Source organism: Castellaniella denitrificans (genome assembly GCF_027214045.1).
GTDB classification, from domain to species: domain Bacteria; phylum Pseudomonadota; class Gammaproteobacteria; order Burkholderiales; family Burkholderiaceae_B; genus Castellaniella; species Castellaniella denitrificans_A.
This window is the reverse complement of record NZ_JAPWHE010000002.1, coordinates 71,013-89,989: the sequence shown is the minus strand read 5'-3', so window position 1 is coordinate 89,989 and position 18,977 is coordinate 71,013. Positions and strand designations below refer to the sequence as shown.

The following is an 18,977-nucleotide window of genomic DNA, read 5'->3' as shown; positions in this document are numbered from 1 at the left end:
AGTCCGGCCATACCGGGTGGCTCAGGGGGCCGGCCCGCAGGATCCGGCTTCCGTCCCGGTATCCGCCGTCGCGCCCGATTCCCGGTCCGCTTCCGTGGCGGTGCCAGGGTCTTCCGCCGTGTCCGGGGCCTCGGGCGGCGCCGCCCATTCAACCGTTCCTCCCGCGCCCGGCGACGGCCGGCCGCTCATGTCCGGCGTGCCTCCGGGCCCAGGCTGGCTGGTGTTCCATGCCGGTGGAGGGGCCGTGCCATGCGTGACCCGCCCGTCCGCCATATCGGGCCAGGCGGCCGGATGCGATTGCATGGCGACCGCCGCGCGGCGGCGGAATGGCAAATAGCCCGCCGCCATCAGGCGCGACTGGGCGGGGTCCCCGGCCAGGGGCGCCAGGGCGCGCGCGATCGCCGCCATGCCGGGCAGCAGGGGACGGTGCGGCCACCAGAGTTCCAGGACCAGCGTGTTGGCTTCGTGGATGGTGAGGCCGGACCGGGGGCCTCGACCCGCCGGCCAGCCCTGAGCCAGACGGAGGGCCTGCTGCCGCGCCTGGTAATCGTTGCGGATCAGTGCCTGGCCGGGGTGGTCGCGTGGCCCCCGGAGATCGGGATCCGCATGATCCAGAAACGCCTCGGGGAGCGGCCGCGCGACCCGGATGCGCCAGGGCGTGCCCAGGGTCGTCCGGCGTTCGCGCAGCGCCCGGGCGGTGGCGAGGGGATCGGGGTAGACCATGCGCAACCCATGCTCGAAGGCCCGGGCGATGGCCTGCGGACGGGCCTGGCGCGTGGCGCCCGCGCGGGCGGCCTCCATCAGCGCCAGACTGAGCGTCTGGCGCAGGCCCGCCCAGTGCGCCGCCTCGATGCCGCCCAGCCCCAATGTCAGGACCGGAAGGGACGCCAGCAGGAAACCCGCCATGCCGGCGCCCCGCTGGCGACGGAGCGCGCCAACGGGGCGGGCGATGAAGAGCGGGCGGGAGGCCGGTGCGCGCGGCAATCCCGGCGTGGCGTGACGAGGGGTTGGCATGCGGGCCAGTATGCGGCCCGCGCCCCGGTCCGGGTAGTGTGGCGATTACGCCGTGATCCGGATGTCAGCCCGCCGGCGCTGTCAGTGCAGCGTGTCGGAGCCGGGCGCCTGCAACGCGTCGGAATCGCCGGTGAACAGGGCGGCGCAGTCCACCGCGTCGAAATCGTAGGGCTGGCCGCAGAAGTTGCAGGCGATGTGCACGAGGCCTTGCTCGGCCAGGATGTCCTCGACCTCCTCGCGGCCCAGCGTACGCAGCATGCCGGCGACCCGCTCGCGGCTGCAGGGACAGTGCCAGCGCACCGCCTGTTCGGGAAAGACCAGCAGGTCGTCTTCCCAGAACAGCCGGCGGATCAGCGTGTCGGAGTCGGTCGTGCGCAGTTCATCCGTGCCCAGTGTATCGGCCAGGGTCGCGCAATGGGTCCAGGCCGCGTCGGCGGCCTCGGACTGTTCAGTTGCGCCGGAATGAGCCGATTCTCCCGGCATGCGCTGCAGCAGCAGCCCGGCGCAGGCCTGGGCGTCCGCGGCGAGCCAGAGCCGGGTGTCCAGTTGTTCCGAGTGCTTCATGTAGTGTTCCAGGACGGCGGCGACCGTGTCGCCTTCCAGCGGCACGATGCCCTGATAGGCGGTGGCGCCGGCCTGACGTCCCGAGGGGTCGAGCATCACCATGAAGCGACCTTGCCCGTCCGCGTTGAGCAGATCCTGCAGCGTGGCGTCCGACGCCGGAGTGGCGTCCTCGCGCAGGTGTGCCGTGGCCCGCAGGTCCAGCGTCGAGGTGCATTCGACCATGATGAGCCGTACCGGGCCGTTGCCTTGCAACTGCAGGACGATCGAACCGTCGAATTTGATGTTCCCCGCCAGCAGCGCGCTGGCGGCGGCCAGTTCGCCGAGCAGGCCGACGAGAACGGGGGGCAGGTTCTGGTGGGCCAGGCCAGTCCGCCAGGCCTGGGTCAGGCGCAGGGTCTGGATGCGGGTGCCGCGGTCGGCGGTCAGGTATTTCTTCAGGGTGTCGCTCATGCTGGATTCCGGGGGTGCGGCCGGGTGCGGAGGTTCAGGCGGCTGGGGCGGAGCGCAGATCGCGCAGTTCTGTGCCCAGCAGCCGGTCGTGCAGGAACTGGCCCTGGGGATCGATCCAGGTCCAGAGAAAGAGCGAGAACGGGGCGCAGACGATCAGCAGATCCAGCGAGGCCCAGCCGGTGGCGCGCGACAGACCGGCGATGACCAGGGCCGCGAGCAGCGGCAGCGGCCACAGCAGTAGATAGCGCAGCAGCATGCGCGAACCCCGCAGGGGCAGTCCGCCCCGATCGGTGACGCGGATGTTCCAGGTCTTCATCGGCAAGGTCTGGCCTCCGCGCCGCCAACTGGCCAGGAAATAGATCCCGATGGCCAGGAACAGGAAGGCCTGCCGGGCATGGCGCAGCATCAGGCCGCTGCGGCTCTGGGTCAGCGTGTCGAACAGGTAGCCCGCCAGGAATACGACGCCAAAGAGCAGCACACCCTCGTACATCATGCAGGCGAAACGTCGCAGGCGGGGTGGGGCGGAGGGAACGGCCGGTGCGGAAACGGACATGACGCGGCGGATGATGTGAAAACCATCCATTATCGCTGAATTTGCCTTGGGGCTGCCCGGCGGCAAAAAATGCCCCCATGCTGCGCCTTCGGCTTGCTGCCCCCCAAGGGGGCGCCTTTTGCCTTGGGGCTGCCCGGCGGCAAAACAAAGGCCGCCCGATGGGCGGCCCGGGGTCCGGCTGACGGAGGTCAGTGGGCGGCGCTGACCGTGTGGCTCACGCGGCCTTCGGAGGTCTTGAAGAAGCCGGCGACCTTCTGGAACAGGCGCTTGATGGCGCGGTCCAGGGCGTATTCCTGCTGGGCCTCGATGGCTTCTTGCAGCAATTGGCGCTCCAGGGCGTCGGTCAGGCGGATGTCGATGTTCTGCGGGGTCTTCATAGCAAGCCTCTTTGCTTGAGAAAGAGCGTTTCGCTCGGGTTAACCCTATTATAGGGAAAACCCTAGATGCTATGCAAGCCCCTGAGCGGGGCAGGTGCCTGCCCCCGGTGTTTTCGTGGCGGAAATCCTACGCCCTGTCCCGGTAACCGGCGGCCACCAGCTCGAATTGGAACAGGCGGCAGTCGAGGGCGCCGTTGTGCAGGGGGTGGCGCCGCCGGGCCTTCAGCCGCATTCTGCCCGGCAGGTCGAGGTCGCTGGTGATGATGTTGAGCTGCCAGCCGCCGTAGTGGCGCTTCAGCCAGCTCGCCCATTCCGGCCAAAGGTCCGCGTCTTCGTCCGCCAGCCGTTCCCCGTAGGGGGGGTTGGTGACGATCCAGCCGGCCTCGGCGGGGGGCGGCATTTCGCGCGCGTCGCGGACCTCGAAGCGGATGGTGTCCGGGCTCAGGTGAGCGCGCTCGGCGTTGGCGCGCGCCGCCGCGATGGCGCCGGCGTCGATGTCGCAGCCCACCAGGGGTTGCTCCAGGCGCGGGGCGATCCGCGCGCGCGCGTCTTCTTTCAGGTCGCGCCACAAGCGGGCGTCGTGGGCGCGCAGCCGCTCGAAGCCGAACGGGCGCCAGATGCCGGGCGGCACGCCCAGGGCGATCCAGGCGGCCTCGATCAGCAGGGTGCCGCTGCCGCAAAAAGGGTCCAGCAGGGGGGCGTCGGGCGGCCAGTCGGACAGCGCCAGCAGGCCGGCGGCCAGGTTCTCCCGCAGCGGCGCTTCGCCTTTGTCCAGCCGCCAGCCGCGCTTGAACAGGGATTCTCCGGAGACGTCCAGGTACAGGGTGGCGCGCCGCTCGTCCAGAAACAGATGGACGCGCGCGTCCGGGCGGACCGTGTCGATGTCGGGCCGGGCGCCCTCACGTTCGCGCAGGCGGTCGCAGATGCCGTCCTTGGCCCGCAGATTGCAGTATTGCAGGCTGCGCATGGGACTGCGGATGGCCGAAGTGTCCACGCGCAGGGATTGTTCCGGTCCGAACCAGCGCTCCCATTCCGTGTCGCGCGCCAGAGCCAGGATGTCGTCTTCGTCGTGAACGTCGGTCTGGGCGACCTGGACCAGGATCCGGGTCGCCAGGCGGGAATACAGGTTGGCGCGCAGCACGCCAGTCCAGTCGGCCTGGAAATGGCAACCGGCCCGGCCGGCGCGGACGGCTTCGTAGCCCAGGGCCTGCAGTTCCAGTGACAGGGCTTCCTCGAGACCGTGCGGGCATGGGGCGAAGACCTCGAACGTCTCTGACCCGCGTGGTTGGCGCGGGGTTCGGGGCAGGCGCTGGATGCGCGGGCCGTCGGCGTCCGCTGCGCGAGGCGGGAAGGCCGGCGCGTCCTGTGCCGGTCGCCGCGCGGGCCGGGCATCCGGGCGGTCGGGGCGCGGTTTGCGCGGGCCGTCCGGAAGAGCGCGGGTGGCGCCGGGCCTGTCCGCGCGATCCCGCGCCGGCGCGCCGGATTTCGGGCGGGCGGTCCGGCCGGTGTCCGTGGCCCGGCCGGGCTTGTCCGCGCGAGCCGGACGAGGGGTTTCAGCCCTGGTTTCTGTGCCGGTCTCGGTTTCCGGGCGCGTCTGGCGCGCGTGTTCCCGCAGTGCGGCCTGTCGCGCCCGGGCGCCCGATCGCTTGCGGGGTTCTTCGTCCGTCCCGGTGCGGACGGGCGCGGCCTTTTTTTTCAGGCTGAGGGTCTTGCGTGTCGTGGAATCGTTCATCGGCGATCAGAAGGGTTTGACGACCACCAGGATCAGGACCAGCAGCAGCAGCAGGACCGGGATTTCATTGAACCAGCGGAAGTAGCGGTGGGAATGCCGGCTGGTGCCGGCGGTCAGTGCACGCAAGTGGTGCCGGCAGGCAAGGTGGAAGGCCAGCAGGCCGGCCACGGCCAACAGCTTGGCGTGCATCCATCCCTGGCCCTGGCCGATGCCGTAGCCCAGCCACAGCCACAGCCCCAGCGCCAGCGCCAGAACCCCCAAGGGGGTCATGAACCGGTACAGGCGCCGCGCCATGCCCAGCAGCGTGGCGCGCACGGCCGGATCCCCGGCCTGGGCCAGGTTGACGTAGATGCGCGGCAGGTAGAACAGCCCGGCGAACCAGGACGTGACGAACAGGATATGGAAGGCCTTGACCCACAGCATGATGGCGGTCCTTTTTATGTTGGCGGGGTCAGCCTCGCAGTTGCCCTTCGCCGGTCAACACCCATTTCTGGATGGTCAGGCCTTCGAGGCCGACCGGGCCGCGGGCGTGCAGGCGGTTGGTGGAAATGCCGATTTCCGCGCCCAGGCCGTATTCGTACCCGTCGGCGAAGCAGGTGGGCAGGTTGACGTAGACCGAGCTGGAATCGACTTCGCGCTGGAAGCGCTGGGCGGCGGAGAGATCCTCGGTGACGATGGATTCGGTGTGCTCGGAGCTGTAGCGGGCGATGTGATCCATGGCTGCGTCCAGGGAATCCACCACCCGCACGGCCAGGATGGGGGCGTGGAATTCCGTGGCCCAGTCCGCTTCCGTGGCCGGCACCGAGCCGGGCAGCAGCGCGGCTGCGCGCGGGCAGGCGCGCAGTTCGACGCCCAGTTCGGCGAAGCGGGCGCCCGCGCGCGGCAGCCAGGCGTCCGCCACGTCCGCGTGCACCAGCAGGGTCTCCATGGCGCCGCAGATGCCTGTCCGGTAGGTCTTGGCATTGATGGCGATGTCCAGGGCGCGGTCCGGGTCGGCCGCCTTGTCGACGAAGACGTGGCAGTTGCCTTCCAGGTGCTTGATCAGGGGTACGCGCGATTCTTCGGCCAGACGGGCGATCAGGCTCTTGCCGCCGCGCGGAATGATGACGTCGATCCATTCCGGGTGGGTGATCATCTCGCCCACGGCGGCACGGTCGGTGGTGTCCACGACCTGCACCGCGTGCGGGGGCAGGCCGGCTGTTTCCAGGCCTGCCTGGATGATCGCGCCCAGGGCGCGGTTGGAATGGAATGCTTCGCTGCCGCCGCGCAGGATGGTGGCGTTGCCGGACTTCAGGCACAGGGCGGCGGCGTCGATGGTCACGTTCGGCCGGGATTCGTAGATGATGCCGATCACGCCCAGCGGCACGCGCATGCGGGCCACGCGCATGCCGTTGGGCCGGGTGGTGGTTTCGCTGAGACTGCCGATGGGGTCGGGCATGGCGGCGATCTGGAGCAGGCCTTCGATCATCAGGTCCAGCGCCCGGTCGGACAGACGCAGCCTGTCCATCATGGGGGCGTCCAGCCCGCGTTCGGCGGCGGCGCGCAGATCGCGTGCGTTTTCCGCCTGCAGCCACGCGCGGCGGTCGCGCAGGCCGTCGGCCATGGCCCGCAGGGCCGCGGCCTTGGCGGCCCCGGAGGCCGAACGCAGGATGCGCGCCGCCTGGCGGGCCTGTCGGCCCAGGGCCTGCATGGAAAAGCCGATGGCGGAGTCGCTCATGTCAAAGTCCCCACACTGCGATTTGCATTCAAGTCGAACCTGTATTGTGCTGTGTTTTGTTTACCGTCGGGGGGATCCCGCGGTGGCGATGCGCATCACCAGCCGCTCCAGCTCGTCCCAGGGATCCTGGAGCAGGCCGTCCACCGGGATCCCCTTGATGATGCGGTCGATCTCGTGGGCATGGCGCAGGGCCGGCGGCCAGGCCGCCGGAGGCACGCGGGCCAGGGCCTGGCGCGCAAGCTTTTCACGCGCCCCGAACAGGCGTTGGGATCGTAGCGCGGCGTCCAGGCCGCCGTGGGCATGGGGCGCCAGGCGGGTCAGGATGCGGATTTCCTCGCCGACGGCCCAGAGCACCAGCAACAGGGCCTCGCCCTCGGCCCGCAAGCCCCGCAGTACGGTCAGCGCCCGGTCGGCCTGGCCCAGCAGCATGGCATCGCGCAGATCATAGAGATTGTAGCGGGCCACGTTCAGCACGGCGGCCTGCACCTGTTCCAGACCGAGCGCTCCGGCGGGATGCAACAGGGCGAGCTTCTGCAGTTCCTGGTGGGCGGCCAGCAGGTTGCCCTCGACCTTGTCGGCCAGCCAGGCCAGTGTCTCGGCATCCGCCGTGTGGCCCTGGCGTTCCAGGCGGGCGGCGATCCAGTCCGCCAGCGACGTGCGCGGGATGGACGGGATCTCGGTCCAGGTGGCGCGGGTCTTCAGGGCCTGGACCCATTTGGCCTGTTGGGTGGTCCGGTCCAGTTGCGGCAGGCGGATCAGGAGCCGCACGTCGGGCAGATGGCCTTCGCCGGCCATCGTCGCCAGTTTCTGCAGGGTCTCTGCGCCCGGTTTGCCCGGCTTGCCGGTGGGCAGGCTGATTTCCAGCAGGCGCAGGTCGCCGAACAGGGACGAATTCTGCGAAGCCGCCAGCGCCGCGCTCCAGTCGCTGCGGGCGTCCATCACCAGGTGGGTGCGTTCGACGCAACCCAGGCGGACCGCGGCGGCGCGATAGGCGTCGGCCGCCTCGGTCAGCAGCAGGATCTCGTCGCCGCACAGGACCGTGCAGGCCGGCAGTTCCTGCGCGCCGGCGTAGTGCTCGGTCAGGCGGTCCGCGGCCGACGCGCGCGCCATGTCAGGGCCTGCCCACGCGCTAGGGCCGGATCGCGGCCGGACCGGCCGGGGGCGAGGTGTCGAGCAGCTTGTCGTCCGGCATCGGCACGACGGGGCGGTCGCTGGCGTTGGCATACGCGGCCCGGACTTCCGGTGAACTCATGCGGCGCAGGATCTGGTCGATCAGGCCGTTGCGCATGTCCTTGAAGGTACGGTTGATCTCGCCTTCCTTGGCCTGGACGATGCGGTCGTTGTAAGGCAGTTCACGCACGCTGAGCAGGGTCGTGGGGGGCAGCAGCACATGCCCCTCGCGGTCCAGCAGTTCGAACCGGAACTCCAGGTTCAGTTCGTATTCCTCGACCCGGCCATCGGCGTCCAGGGCAAGCTGGCGCAGGTCCTGGGACTCGGAAATCTGGTGCAGATAGACGTCGGCCTCGCGGCGGCGGTCGGTGAAACGGGTGCCCGGCGAATTGGCGGTGATGGTGCGGCGCAGCCGGGCGCCGAACTCGGAGTCCAGATTGATGTTGGTGTAGATCGCCCGGAAGGGCAGGGGCGTCGCCCCTTTCAGATGGAAGCCGCAGGCGCCCAGCGCCAACAGCGCAAGGCCGGCCAGGGCGAGGCGCAGACGGCGCGGTATGAACAAGGTGCAGGGGGTCATGAACATCACCCGACGACGTTGACGAGCCGGCCCGGTACGACCACGACCCGCTTGGGTTCACGGCCTTCGAGGAAACGGCCGACGGACTCGTGCGCGCGGGCCAGTGCCTCGATGGCCGGCTTGTCGGCTGCTTCGGGCACGGTGAGATGACCGCGGACCTTGCCGTTGATCTGCAGCACCAGTTCGACCGTGTCGGCGCGCAGGGCGGATTCGTCCACCTGGGGCCAGGGGGCGTCCAGCAGGTCGCCCAGAGCGTCGGCCAGGCCCAGTTCGCGCCACAATTGCCAGGTGACGTGCGGCACTACGGGGTACAGGACACGCAGCAGGATGGAAGCGGACTCGGCCAGCGCCGGTCCGGAAACTCCCGACTGGGCGGCCGATTCCAGCGTGTTGAGCATTTTCATGGCCGTGGAGACCACGGTGTTGTACTGGATGCGCTGGTAGTCGTAGTCCGCCTGGCGCAGCAGGCCGTGGATCTGGCGGCGCAGCCCGGCGGCGGCCTCGTCCAGCGTGTCTCCGTCGACGGGCGTTGCGGCGTGGTTGCGGATGCCCTCGTGATGACCATGGCAGAAAGCCCACAGGCGGCGCAGGAAGCGGTGTGCGCCCTCGACGCCAGAGTCCGACCATTCCAGGGTCTGTTCCGGAGGGCTGGCGAACATGACGAACAGGCGCGCGGTGTCGGCGCCCAGGCCGTCGATCAGCGATTGCGGATCGACCCCGTTGTTCTTGGACTTGGACATGGTGCCGATGCCGCCATAGTCCACGGGCGAGCCGTCGGACTTCAGGCGCGCGCCGACGATGCCGCCTTTGTCATCGGTGATATTTTCCACCTGGTCGGGCCAGAAGTATTCGATGCCGCCCCGTTCGTTCTTGCGCGAATAGATGTGATTGAGCACCATGCCCTGGCACAGCAGTTTCGTGAAGGGCTCGGAGAACTTCACCATGCCCAGGTCGCGCATCACCCGTGTCCAGAAGCGCGCGTACAGCAGGTGCAGCACGGCGTGTTCGATGCCGCCGATGTACTGGTCCATCGGCATCCAGTAATCGTTGCGCTCGTCCACCATCGCCTGGTCGTTGCCCGGCGAGGTGTAGCGCATGAAATACCAGGACGAGTCGATGAAGGTGTCCATGGTGTCGGTCTCGCGCCGTGCCGGCTTGCCGCAGGACGGACACCGGCATGACAGGAAGCCTTCGTGTTTGGCCAGCGGGTTGCCGGTGCCGTCGGGCACCAGGTCTTCGGGCAGCACCACGGGCAGGTCCTTTTCGGGGACCGGCACCGGACCGCAGTCGGCGCAGTGGATGATGGGAATCGGCGTGCCCCAATAACGCTGGCGGGAAATGCCCCAGTCGCGCAGACGCCAGGTGGTGCGCAGTTCACCCAGGCCCTGGGCCTTCAGGTCGGCGGCCACGGCCTGGATGGCGTCGGCCGTGGTCAGGCCGTCGTATTTGCCGGACTGGACCGTGCGGCCGATCTGCTTGTCGCCGTACCAGTCTTGCCAGGCTTCCGTGGAATAGGTCTTGTCCGCGGCGGCGATGACCTGGCGGATGGGCAGGCCGTATTTGCGTGCGAAAGCGAAGTCGCGCTCGTCGTGGGCGGGCACGCCCATGACGGCGCCGTCGCCATAGCTCATGAGGACGTAGTTGCCGACCCAGACGGGGACGGGCTCGCCGGTGAGGGGATGGGTGACGGACAGGCCGGTGGGCATGCCTTCCTTTTCGCGCGTGGCCAGTTCGGCCTCGGTCGTACCGCCCTGACGGCAGGATTCGATGAAGGCGGCCAGCTCGGCGTTGCCGCGCGCCGCATGGGTGGCCAGCGGGTGTTCCGGCGCCACGGCGCAGAAGGTGACGCCCATGATGGTGTCGGCGCGCGTCGTGAAGACGTGCATCAGGCCGTCCTGGATCAGGGCGCCCTCCGCGTCGTGGATGTCATGGCGGAATGCGAAGCGCACGCCTTCGCTCTTGCCGATCCAGTTTTCCTGCATGAGCCGCACGCGTTCCGGCCAGCCGGGCAGTCCGTCCGCCAGCGTGTCGAGCAGTTCGTCCGCATAGTCGGTGATGCGCAGGTAGTAGCCGGGGATCTCGCGCTTTTCCACCGGCGCGCCCGAACGCCAGCCGCGGCCGTCGATGACCTGCTCGTTGGCCAGCACGGTCTGGTCGACCGGATCCCAGTTGACGGTCTGGGTCTTGCGGTAGGCGATGCCTTTTTCGAGCATCTTCAGGAACAGCCATTGGTTCCACTTGTAGTAGGACGGATCGCAGGCGCACATTTCGCGCGACCAGTCGATCGCCAGCCCCATCGCCTGCATCTGCTTTTTCATGTAGGCGATGTTGTCGTAGGTCCATTTGGCGGGCGGCACGCCGGATTTCATGGCGGCGTTCTCGGCCGGCATGCCGAAGGCGTCCCAGCCCATGGGCATGAGGACGTTGTATCCGCGCATGCGCAACTGGCGGGTCATCATGTCATTGATGGTGTAGTTGCGCACGTGACCCATGTGAAGCTTGCCGCTGGGGTAGGGCAGCATCGAGCAGGCGTAGAACTTGGGCTTGGGCGAGCCGTCCGGGAGGCTGGCGTGTTCGGTGACGCGGTAGACGTCGCCCGCGCGCCAATGGGCTTGGGCTTCGGTTTCGACCTGGTTCGGGAGATAGCGTTCCTGCATGGATCTGTCTGGAAAATGGGTGTGAAAAGGGCCAGCCCGACATTATAGAGGGTCGTGGATCATGCGCCCACGGAGCGGGGCTTGCGTCTCCCTCGCGGCCCGCGTGCCGCCCGGATCCGTCCAAAGAAAAATCCCCGCACGAAGGCGGGGATTTTCTGGAAACCGGTGAGACGGTCCGGGAGAGGCGGCCCCGGATTATTTCAGCTTGGTTTCCTTGTAGTCGACGTGCTTGCGCGCGACCGGATCAAATTTCTTGATCAGCATTTTTTCCGGCATGTTGCGCTTGTTCTTGGTGGTCGTGTAGAAATGACCCGTGCCGGCGGTCGACTCGAGCTTGATTTTCTCGCGGATGCCTTTAGCCATGATGTGCTCCTATGCGCGGCCGATCAGGCCAGTTCGCCACGGGCACGCAGGTCGGCGAGGACGGCGTCGATGCCGTTCTTGTCGATGGTGCGCAGGGCCTTGGTGGATACGCGCAGGCGCACCCAGCGATTTTCGGACTCGACCCAGAACCGGCGCGATTGCAGGTTGGGCAGGAAACGACGCTTGGTTTTGTTGTTCGCGTGCGAGACGTTGTTGCCCACCATCGGGCCTTTGCCGGTTACTTGGCATACGCGTGCCATGGTCTCACCTCTTTGTGTCTATCGGGAAAGCCTTGGATTCTATACTGAAATGCTTAGATAAATCAAGCAGGTTGCCGAGTCGACCGCATGGCGGTGCGGCTGAAAAACCACGACAGGCCCGCGCAGGCCGCCAGCACGGCCGTCAGGGGCAGGGGGGTGCCGGTATGCCAGACGCTGACGGCGAAGCCGGCCAGTGCGCCGCAGAACATCTGCAGCGCGCCCATCAAGGCCGAGGCCACGCCCAGGCGCGGCCCCTGCTCGGACAGGGCCAGGGCGGCGGCGTTCGGGCCGACGAAGCCCTGGCTGGCCATGAAGCCCATCAGGCACAACATCAGCAGGGGCAAGGTGATCCAGTCCATCAGTGTCAGCGCCAGGGCGCACAGCGTCATCAGCGCCAGCATGCCCTGGGCGCGTCTGAGCAGGCGCAGCGGCGGGTGGCGTTCCAGCAACCGGGCGCTGAACTGGGCGGCCAGGATCAGCGCGGCCGCGTTCAGGCCGAACAGCAGGCCGAACCAGCGCGGATCGATGCCGTAGATCGCGATGAAGACCTGGGGCGAGCCGGAAATGTAGGCGAACAGGCCGCCCGAGCCGAAGCCTCCCGCCAAGGTGTAACCCATGAAGCGCCTGTGGGTCAGCAGCAGGCGGAAATTGGCGGCGATGGCGCCGACGGCCAGCGGCGAGCGTCGCGCGGGGTCCAGGGACTCGCGCATGCGCAGCGCCACGGCCAGCCACAGGCCGAGGCCGGCCAGGCTCATCAGGTAGAACACGGTCCGCCAGGACCCCAGTGTCACGGCCTGGCCGCCCAGCAGGGGGGCCAGGATGGGCATGACGCCCATCACCAGCATCAGCAGGGACAGGGCCTGCGCGGCCTCGCGGGTGTCGAGGTGGTCGCGGATCACGGCGCGGGGGATCACCATGCCGGCGGCGCCGCCGAAGGCCTGGATCACGCGCCACAGGGTCAGATGGTCGATGTCGCGGCTCAGCGCGCAGGCGATGGAGGCGATCGAGAACAGCGTCAGGCCCGCCAGCAGCGGCGGTTTGCGGCCGTAGCGGTCGGCCAGCGGGCCGTAGGCCAGCTGGGCCAGGGCCAGGCCCAGCAGATAGCTGGCCAACGTGCGTTCGATCAGGCCCGGATGGACGCGCAGGTCGAGCGCCATGGCGCCGAAGGCGGGCAGATACATGTCGATGGCCAGGGGTCCGAGCGCGGCCAGGGCGCCCATCAGGATCAGCCAGGGAGGCATCGGCGGCGAGGAAAATCGGGAGGCCATGGGGTGCGGAGAAAAAGTCGGCGGCGGGTGCCGGATGGGAATGCTTGAAGCGGCGGGGATGGGCGCTCTACTATAGCAAGGTCCTGTATATGACTGAGGGAGGCTCTAGTTGACTGCGATCGCATCCATCATCGAGAACAAACTTGGCTCATTGCCCATGCCGGTTTCCATGGAGTTGCCGGACGGGAGCATGGTGGGCGCGGCCGACGCCTCGATCCGCCTGCGCGTGCGGGACGCGGCCGTCCTGGCGCACTTCGCGGCGGGCGAGGTCGGCGTCCTGGGCGAGGACTACGTCGAAGGCAAGTTCGAATTCGACGGCTCCATGCAGGATCTGATGCGGCTGGCGGCGGGCATCCTGCCGGGGTCGCCCGTGGATCTGGCCCGTTCCGGATGGCTCACCAGCCTGGTCAAGCGGCTGGTGTCCGTCTGGCGCCACTCGATCGAGCGCGACGCGCGCCAGATCGAATTCCATTACGACCTGTCGGACGATTTCTACGCCTTGTGGCTGGATCCGCGCCGGGTGTATTCCTGCGCTTATTACCGCGAGCCAGACTTCACCCTGGCCCAGGCCCAGGAGGCCAAGCTCGACCACATCTGCCGCAAGCTGGCCCTGAAGCCGGGCGAGCGCTTCCTGGACGTCGGCGGCGGCTGGGGCGGCCTGATGCTGTGGGCGGCGGAAAACTACGACGTCGACGTCACCGGCATCACGCTGTCGAACAACCAGCATGCCTACGTCAACCGTCTGATCCAGGAAAAGGGCTTGTCCGGGCGCGTGCGCATGGAACTGCTGGACTACCGCAAGCTCGACGAGTCCCGGCCCTACGACAAGATCGCCTCGGTCGGCATGTTCGAGCACGTGGGGCGGGCCCAATTGACCGGTTATTTTTCCAAGCTGCGCCGGCTGGTGCGCCCCGGTGGCCTGATCCTGAACCACGGCATCACGGCGGGCGGGCTGGACAATAGCGAACTGGGCGCCGGGATGGGCGATTTCATCGAGAAATTCATCTTCCCGGGCGGTGAACTGTCCCACATCCATTATGTGCAGCAGACGCTGGCCGAGGCCGGCCTGGAAGACCTGGACGTCGAAAACCTGCGTCCTCACTATGCGCGCACGCTCTGGGCCTGGAGCGACGCCCTGGAAGCCCGCCTGGAAGAGGCCCGCGCCGTCCTGAACACGCCCCAGGGCGAGCGTTCCCTGCGGGCCTACCGCATGTACCTGGCGGGCTGCGCGATGGGTTTCGAGCACGGCTGGATCGCCTTGCACCAGATCATCGCCCAGCCCCAGCCGACGGGGCGTTCCGACGAGCTGGATCATCCCGAGGGACAGGCTTATCCCTGGCGGCGCGACTACATTTACCGGGTTCGCTGAGACACCGTTTCCGCCCCCGGCCATCGGTCGGGAATTGGGCACAAACGGCCCGGCGATCCGTGTGTTCATCGCACCCTTCCGGGGCTGTTTTCATTAATCGGGTTTATTTTCTTGTATCTTGCGTGTAAAATAGATCTTCTTCTGTAGTTTGTTTTTGTCAATTCTGGCAGCGTCCGTCACTGGTTTGACGGCCCTGTTCGTCCAGGGCGCTTCGCGCCTGCAGTGCTGGTATGTATTGGCGGCCCGCGGTCGTCTTCCGCACACCCTCCCCTAAGCTATGGCGTCGGCCACGCATTGCGTACCCGGCGTCTCCGTAACCCAAAGGAGGCATCTATGTCTATTTCTTCTTCCTCGTCGCGTGTCGCGACCCGTTCCAATCGTCTGTCCCGTACCGCCCTGGGTCTTGCCCTGACGGCGACGCTGGCGGGCCTGTCCCTGGTTCCGTCCGTCTCCATGGCGGCCGGCGCGCCGCAATGCGAGCTCGACCGGTCCGTGCGCTTCGGCGGCATGAACTGGGAATCCAATCTGGTCCTGGTCGAAATCGAACGGTTCATCGCCAAGCACGGCTATGGCTGCAATTCCGAAGTCCTGCCGACGGAAACCCTGCCGGCCCTGGCGGCGCTCCAGCGCGGCGACCTGGACATCAACAGCGAGATCTGGCTGAACAGCACCCTGGAACCCTGGACCAAGGCCGAAGCCACCGGCAAGGTCAAGCGCATCGGCGACATCTACATGGGCGGCGAGGCCTGGTTCATCCCCAAATACACGGCCGAGCGCCTGCCCGAACTGAAGAAAGCCGCCGACCTGCCGAAATTCAAGGATGCCTTCAAGGATCCTGAAGAGCCGTCCAAGGGCCGCTTCTACGGTTGTCCCGCAGGCTGGGGCTGCGAGGTTGTCAGCACCAATCTGTTCAAGGCGCTGGGCCTGGGCGATACCTTCACCCTGTTCTCCCCCGGCACCGGCGCGACCCAGAAGGCGGCTCTGACGGCGGCCTACCAGCGAAAGGAAAACATCGTCTTCTATTATTGGTATCCGACCCCGCTGGTGGGCTCCATGGATCTGGTCAAACTGGAACTGCCGCCGTACGACGCCGCCAAGCAGAAATGCCTGACCAATCCGAATTGTGAAAAGCCCCAGGCCTCCGACTATCCCGAGAATCCGGTGTTCACGGCGGTCACCACCAAGTTCACCCAGGACGCCCCGAAACTGACCCAGTTCCTGTCCAAGGTCAAGGTGCCTCTGGATGTCATGAACCAGACCATGGCCTACATGGAAAAGAACGAGGCCGAGCCCCAGCCGACGGCGATGTGGTTTCTGAAGAACAAGCAGGATGTCTGGACCGCCTGGCTGCCCGCCGACGTCACGGAGCGCGTGAAGGCCGCCCTGTAAGGAGGCCACTATGTTTCCTGAACTGATTGCGGCCCGGGACCTGCAGCGGCCCATCGACGATTTCGTCAATGGGCTGGTGATGCAGTATTCCGACGTGCTGCGGGCGTTGACACAGCCGCTCCTGGATCTGCTGATCTGGTCCGACAACCTGCTGCGGCATTCGCCCTGGTGGGCGATCGTGGCGGTCATCATGGGGCTGGCCTGGCTGGGCAGCCGCGCCTGGCGCTTCAGCCTGGCCATGGGGGCGCTGCTGTGCCTGGTGGGGGCCATCGGCCTCTGGGAGGCCGCCATGCAGACGCTGTCGCTGATGATCGTGGCGGTGGCATTTTCGGTGATCATCGGCATCCCCGTGGGGATCGCCATGGCCAGTTTCCGCTGGGTGCGCACCGTCATGCTGCCGATCCTGGACATCATGCAGACCATGCCCAGTTTCGTCTACCTGATCCCGGTGGTCATGCTGTTCAATCTGGGCAAGCTGGCGGCGCTGTTCGCCACGGTGATCTACGCCGTGCCGCCCGTCATCCGGCTGACCGATCTGGGCATCCGCCTGGTGGACGCCGAGGTGCTGGAGGCCTCGCGCGCCTTTGGCGCCAGCCGCGTCCGCCAGCTCTTCGGCGTCCAACTGCCGCTGGCGCTGCCCAACATCATGGCGGGCATCAACCAGACCACCATGATGGCGCTGGCCATGGTGGTGATCGCCTCCATGATCGGTGTGCGCGGACTGGGCTACGAGGTCCTGCAGGGCATCAATCGGCTGCAGGTCGGGCGCGGCCTGCTGGCCGGCCTGGGCATCGTGGTGCTCGCCATCATCTTCGACCGCATCACCCAGCGCTTCGGTCGCCGCTGGCAGGTCAGGAGGCACTGAAATGAGCAAAATCGAAGTCCGCAACATTTACAAGATCTTCGGCCCGCATCCGGACCGCTGGCTGGCCGCCGCCCGCGAGGGCCTGTCCAAGGAAGCCCTGCTGGAACGCAGCGGCCACACCCTGGGCCTGCGCGACATCAGCCTGTCCATCGAGGAGGGTCACATCCATGTGATCATGGGGCTGTCGGGGTCCGGCAAGTCGACGCTGATCCGGCACTTCAACCGGCTGATCGAGCCCAGCGCCGGACAGATCCTGGTCGACGGGGTGGATGTGGTCAGCCTGAAGCCGCGCGAACTGGAGCGCTTCCGCCAGAGCAAGATGAGCATGGTGTTCCAGCGCTTCGGCCTGTTGCCGCACCGTACGGTGCTGGACAACGCCGCCTACGGGCTTGCGGTCCAGGGCGTGCGCCGCGCCGAACGCGACGAGCGTGCGCGCCACTGGCTGGAGCAGGTCGGCCTGTCCGGCTTCGAGGCCCAGTACCCGCATCAGCTGTCCGGCGGCATGCAGCAGCGCGTGGGACTGGCCCGGGCGCTGGCCACGGATGCCGAGATCCTGCTGATGGACGAGGCGTTTTCCGCTTTGGATCCGCTCATCCGCCATGAGATGCAGGACCAGTTGCTGGCCCTGCAGGCAAAGCTGAACAAGACCATCGTCTTCATCACCCACGACCTGGACGAGGCGCTGCGCCTGGGCAACCGGATCGCCATCCTGAAGGACGGCGAACTGATCCAGGAAGGTACGCCCGAGGATATTCTGCTGTCGCCTGCCAACGACTACATCGAATCCTTCCTGCAGGACGTCAACCGGGGCAAGGTCCTGAATGCGTCCCATGCCTGCAACGAGCGCCCGTTGACGCTGACCATGCGCACGAATCCGGCGCGCGCGCTGGAACGTCTGGCGGCACGGGACTATGACTACGCGGCGGTCCTGGACGGCAAGCGCCTGGCAGGGGTGCTGATGCGGGCCGACGCCCAGAACGCCGCGCAGGCGGGCGCGCGCGACATTTCCAGGCATCTCAGCGACATGGCGTCCGTACCGGCCTCGGCCGGACTGGACGAAGTGCTGGCGCGGCTGCTGCGTACGCCCGAGCCGCTGGCGGTGACGGGCGAGCAGGGCGAGTTCATCGGCGTGTTGTCGCGCAGCAAGGTGGTGGAACTGGTGACCACCGCCACCACCGGGTCGAACGAGCCGGAGCCGGAGCCGGCGGCTGGAGAGGCGGCCGAATCCGGCCAGCTGGTCTGATCGTCAGGCGTCGCGCGCCTGTTGCCGCAGGACGCGGCCATACCAGGCGAACAGCAGCAGGGCCGACAACAGCAGCCCGAACATCGCCATGATCCACATGGTGGCGGCCCCGACGGGGGCGCCCGGCATCAGCCGGCGCGCCACCGGGGCGAGCGCCCCGGCCGCCGGGCCGTAGCCCAGCCACCAGCCGCCCACCAGGCCCAGCCCGGTCAGCGCGGTGATCTGCAGAATCAACGGAACCAGGGCGATCTTGTAGGCGCGCAGGATGTACGCGCCGATGCAATGCATGGCGTCGCAGAAATGGAACCAGGGCGCGATCTGCAGCAGCGCCAGGGCGATCACGGCCACCTGGATCTCGTCCGTGTAGGTGCGCACGATGGCGTCACGGCCCGTGACCAGGATCACGCCGGTGAGCAGCGCGCCCAGGGCAGCCAGTCCGATCCCGTTCAGGCCCGTGCGCCGGGCCAGCGCGGGATCGCGCGCGCCCACGGCCTGGGCCGTGAGCGAAGCGGTGGCCAGGCTGAGGGACATCGGCAGCATGTAGGCCAGGGCGATCAGGTTGGCCAGGATCTGCTGGGCGCCGCTGACGTACAGGCCGTCGCGGGCGATCAGCAGCGCCATGAAGCTGAAGGCGCAGACCTCGATCAGGTAGGATCCGCCCATGGGCAGCCCCAGGCGCAGCAGTTCCTTCTGGTCGGCCCAGCGTGGGCGCTCCAGCCGCGGGGCCAGGGCGCGAAAGGCCCGCCGGTGACGGATCATCCACAGCCCGGCCGCAAGCATCATCCAGTCGACCACCAGTGTGGCGATGCCCGCGCCGACGGCGCCCATCGCGGGCAGGCCCAGGCCGCCGAAGATGAACCAGACGTTGAACAGCAGCTTGAAGGCGATGCTGCCGACGTTGATCGCCATGACTTCGCGGGTTTGCGAGATAGCCGTCGCAGTGGCGTAGATCGTGCGGAACAACAGGGCGGACGGCAGGGCCAGGGCCAGGGCGATCAGGTAGCCCGCCACCCGTTGACGGACTTCAGGTTCGACGTCGCCGGACAGGCTGAGCCAGGCGTCGGGGAACAGCAGGCAGGCGCCACCCAGGAACGACAGGATCAGGGCCAGCCAGATGCCCTGTCCCCAGGCCCGTCCGGCCTCGCGCAGGCGTCCGGCGCCGAAGTGCTGGGCGATGATCGGGATCAGGGCGTGCACCACGCCCATCAGGCCGACGAAGACCGTGATGTAGACCGATGCGCCCAGCGACATCGCCTGGAGATCGGCGGCGCTGGCGTGACCCACCATGGCGGTGTCCAGCACGGCGAAGACGATTCCGGCCCAGGAACCGACCAGGATCGGCCAGGCCTGTCGCAGGATGGTGCGCCAGGGTGCGGCGCGCGGAGCGTCGGTCATGGGGTGCGGGGGCT

18 protein-coding genes are annotated in these 18,977 nt (G+C 67.7%); 4 read left to right on the top strand and 14 right to left on the bottom strand.

What is annotated here, in order from left to right:
* Positions 1-21 precede the first annotated feature (21 nt).
* From O4H32_RS04555 to O4H32_RS04495, 13 genes are all read right to left on the bottom strand, one after another.
* The gene (locus O4H32_RS04555; protein ID WP_269357140.1) at positions 22-1,014 is read right to left on the bottom strand and encodes a TadE/TadG family type IV pilus assembly protein; all 993 of its coding nucleotides are present in this window, start codon (positions 1,012-1,014) and stop codon (positions 22-24) included.
* Positions 1,015-1,095: 81 nt separating this feature from the next.
* On the bottom strand, positions 1,096-2,028 hold the full coding sequence (gene hslO, locus O4H32_RS04550; RefSeq protein WP_269357139.1) for an Hsp33 family molecular chaperone HslO: 933 nt from the start codon (positions 2,026-2,028) through the stop codon (positions 1,096-1,098).
* A gap of 34 nt (positions 2,029-2,062) precedes the next feature.
* Positions 2,063-2,581, bottom strand: coding sequence for an RDD family protein (locus O4H32_RS04545; protein WP_269357548.1), 519 nt, complete (start codon positions 2,579-2,581; stop codon positions 2,063-2,065).
* 188 nt (positions 2,582-2,769) lie between these two features.
* On the bottom strand, positions 2,770-2,958 hold the full coding sequence (locus O4H32_RS04540; RefSeq protein WP_269357137.1) for a hypothetical protein: 189 nt from the start codon (positions 2,956-2,958) through the stop codon (positions 2,770-2,772).
* A gap of 127 nt (positions 2,959-3,085) precedes the next feature.
* Positions 3,086-4,690, bottom strand: coding sequence for a THUMP domain-containing protein (locus tag O4H32_RS04535; RefSeq protein WP_269357135.1), 1,605 nt, complete (start codon positions 4,688-4,690; stop codon positions 3,086-3,088).
* A gap of 6 nt (positions 4,691-4,696) precedes the next feature.
* The gene (locus tag O4H32_RS04530; RefSeq protein ID WP_269357133.1) at positions 4,697-5,113 is read right to left on the bottom strand and encodes a CopD family protein; all 417 of its coding nucleotides are present in this window, start codon (positions 5,111-5,113) and stop codon (positions 4,697-4,699) included.
* Positions 5,114-5,141: 28 nt separating this feature from the next.
* A complete protein-coding gene (locus O4H32_RS04525; protein WP_269357131.1) occupies positions 5,142-6,407 on the bottom strand; it encodes a glutamate-5-semialdehyde dehydrogenase in 1,266 nt (421 codons plus the stop codon).
* 60 nt (positions 6,408-6,467) lie between these two features.
* Positions 6,468-7,517: a DNA polymerase III subunit delta gene (gene holA, locus O4H32_RS04520; RefSeq protein ID WP_269357129.1), complete on the bottom strand. Its 1,050-nt coding sequence runs from the start codon at positions 7,515-7,517 to the stop codon at positions 6,468-6,470.
* A 19-nt stretch (positions 7,518-7,536) separates the two neighbouring features.
* Positions 7,537-8,154 (bottom strand): LPS-assembly lipoprotein LptE, encoded by a 618-nt coding sequence (locus tag O4H32_RS04515; RefSeq protein WP_269357127.1) that lies wholly within the window; start codon positions 8,152-8,154, stop codon positions 7,537-7,539.
* 5 nt (positions 8,155-8,159) lie between these two features.
* The gene (leuS, locus tag O4H32_RS04510) at positions 8,160-10,811 is read right to left on the bottom strand and encodes a leucine--tRNA ligase (RefSeq protein ID WP_269357125.1); all 2,652 of its coding nucleotides are present in this window, start codon (positions 10,809-10,811) and stop codon (positions 8,160-8,162) included.
* A 195-nt stretch (positions 10,812-11,006) separates the two neighbouring features.
* Complete coding sequence (gene rpmG, locus O4H32_RS04505; protein ID WP_003810296.1) at positions 11,007-11,174, bottom strand: 50S ribosomal protein L33; 168 nt, start codon at positions 11,172-11,174, stop codon at positions 11,007-11,009.
* 23 nt (positions 11,175-11,197) lie between these two features.
* Positions 11,198-11,434, bottom strand: a complete 237-nt coding sequence (rpmB, locus tag O4H32_RS04500; RefSeq protein WP_043681023.1) for a 50S ribosomal protein L28 — start codon at positions 11,432-11,434, stop codon at positions 11,198-11,200.
* A gap of 62 nt (positions 11,435-11,496) precedes the next feature.
* Positions 11,497-12,675 carry a multidrug effflux MFS transporter gene (locus tag O4H32_RS04495; protein ID WP_269357546.1) on the bottom strand — a complete coding sequence of 393 codons (1,179 nt, stop codon included), beginning with the start codon at positions 12,673-12,675 and terminating at the stop codon, positions 11,497-11,499.
* A 184-nt stretch (positions 12,676-12,859) separates the two neighbouring features.
* On the opposite strand from O4H32_RS04495, the gene O4H32_RS04490 reads away from it, so the two are divergent.
* From O4H32_RS04490 to O4H32_RS04475, 4 genes are all read left to right on the top strand, one after another.
* Positions 12,860-14,071: a class I SAM-dependent methyltransferase gene (locus O4H32_RS04490; protein ID WP_407932619.1), complete on the top strand. Its 1,212-nt coding sequence runs from the start codon at positions 12,860-12,862 to the stop codon at positions 14,069-14,071.
* 453 nt (positions 14,072-14,524) lie between these two features.
* On the top strand, positions 14,525-15,460 hold the full coding sequence (locus tag O4H32_RS04485) for an ABC transporter substrate-binding protein (protein ID WP_269357544.1): 936 nt from the start codon (positions 14,525-14,527) through the stop codon (positions 15,458-15,460).
* A gap of 10 nt (positions 15,461-15,470) precedes the next feature.
* On the top strand, positions 15,471-16,325 hold the full coding sequence (locus tag O4H32_RS04480; protein ID WP_269357095.1) for an ABC transporter permease: 855 nt from the start codon (positions 15,471-15,473) through the stop codon (positions 16,323-16,325).
* Between the two features lies 1 nt (position 16,326).
* Entirely contained in the window at positions 16,327-17,568 is a 1,242-nt protein-coding gene (locus tag O4H32_RS04475) for a quaternary amine ABC transporter ATP-binding protein (protein ID WP_269357093.1), read from the top strand.
* Between the two features lie 3 nt (positions 17,569-17,571).
* On the opposite strand, the gene O4H32_RS04470 is transcribed toward O4H32_RS04475, so the two are convergent.
* Positions 17,572-18,963: an MATE family efflux transporter gene (locus tag O4H32_RS04470; RefSeq protein ID WP_269357091.1), complete on the bottom strand. Its 1,392-nt coding sequence runs from the start codon at positions 18,961-18,963 to the stop codon at positions 17,572-17,574.
* Positions 18,964-18,977: the final 14 nt, after the last annotated feature.

Bases quoted from the DNA above. Each gene is read 5' to 3' on its own strand.
- leuS (WP_269357125.1), bottom strand. From the start codon at position 10,811: ATGCAGGAACGCTATCTCCCGAACCAGGTCGAAACCGAAGCCCAAGCC.
- O4H32_RS04530 (WP_269357133.1), bottom strand. From the start codon at position 5,113: ATGCTGTGGGTCAAGGCCTTCCATATCCTGTTCGTCACGTCCTGGTTC.
- O4H32_RS04475 (WP_269357093.1), top strand. From the start codon at position 16,327: ATGAGCAAAATCGAAGTCCGCAACATTTACAAGATCTTCGGCCCGCAT.
- rpmG (WP_003810296.1), bottom strand. From the start codon at position 11,174: ATGGCTAAAGGCATCCGCGAGAAAATCAAGCTCGAGTCGACCGCCGGC.
- O4H32_RS04515 (WP_269357127.1), bottom strand. From the start codon at position 8,154: ATGACCCCCTGCACCTTGTTCATACCGCGCCGTCTGCGCCTCGCCCTG.
- hslO (WP_269357139.1), bottom strand. From the start codon at position 2,028: ATGAGCGACACCCTGAAGAAATACCTGACCGCCGACCGCGGCACCCGC.
- holA (WP_269357129.1), bottom strand. From the start codon at position 7,517: ATGGCGCGCGCGTCGGCCGCGGACCGCCTGACCGAGCACTACGCCGGC.
- O4H32_RS04485 (WP_269357544.1), top strand. From the start codon at position 14,525: ATGGCGGCCGGCGCGCCGCAATGCGAGCTCGACCGGTCCGTGCGCTTC.
- O4H32_RS04495 (WP_269357546.1), bottom strand. From the start codon at position 12,675: ATGCCTCCCTGGCTGATCCTGATGGGCGCCCTGGCCGCGCTCGGACCC.
- O4H32_RS04490 (WP_407932619.1), top strand. From the start codon at position 12,860: ATGCCGGTTTCCATGGAGTTGCCGGACGGGAGCATGGTGGGCGCGGCC.
- O4H32_RS04540 (WP_269357137.1), bottom strand. From the start codon at position 2,958: ATGAAGACCCCGCAGAACATCGACATCCGCCTGACCGACGCCCTGGAG.
- O4H32_RS04545 (WP_269357548.1), bottom strand. From the start codon at position 2,581: ATGTCCGTTTCCGCACCGGCCGTTCCCTCCGCCCCACCCCGCCTGCGA.
- O4H32_RS04555 (WP_269357140.1), bottom strand. From the start codon at position 1,014: ATGCCAACCCCTCGTCACGCCACGCCGGGATTGCCGCGCGCACCGGCC.
- O4H32_RS04535 (WP_269357135.1), bottom strand. From the start codon at position 4,690: ATGAACGATTCCACGACACGCAAGACCCTCAGCCTGAAAAAAAAGGCC.
- rpmB (WP_043681023.1), bottom strand. From the start codon at position 11,434: ATGGCACGCGTATGCCAAGTAACCGGCAAAGGCCCGATGGTGGGCAAC.
- O4H32_RS04525 (WP_269357131.1), bottom strand. From the start codon at position 6,407: ATGAGCGACTCCGCCATCGGCTTTTCCATGCAGGCCCTGGGCCGACAG.
- O4H32_RS04480 (WP_269357095.1), top strand. From the start codon at position 15,471: ATGTTTCCTGAACTGATTGCGGCCCGGGACCTGCAGCGGCCCATCGAC.
- O4H32_RS04470 (WP_269357091.1), bottom strand. From the start codon at position 18,963: ATGACCGACGCTCCGCGCGCCGCACCCTGGCGCACCATCCTGCGACAG.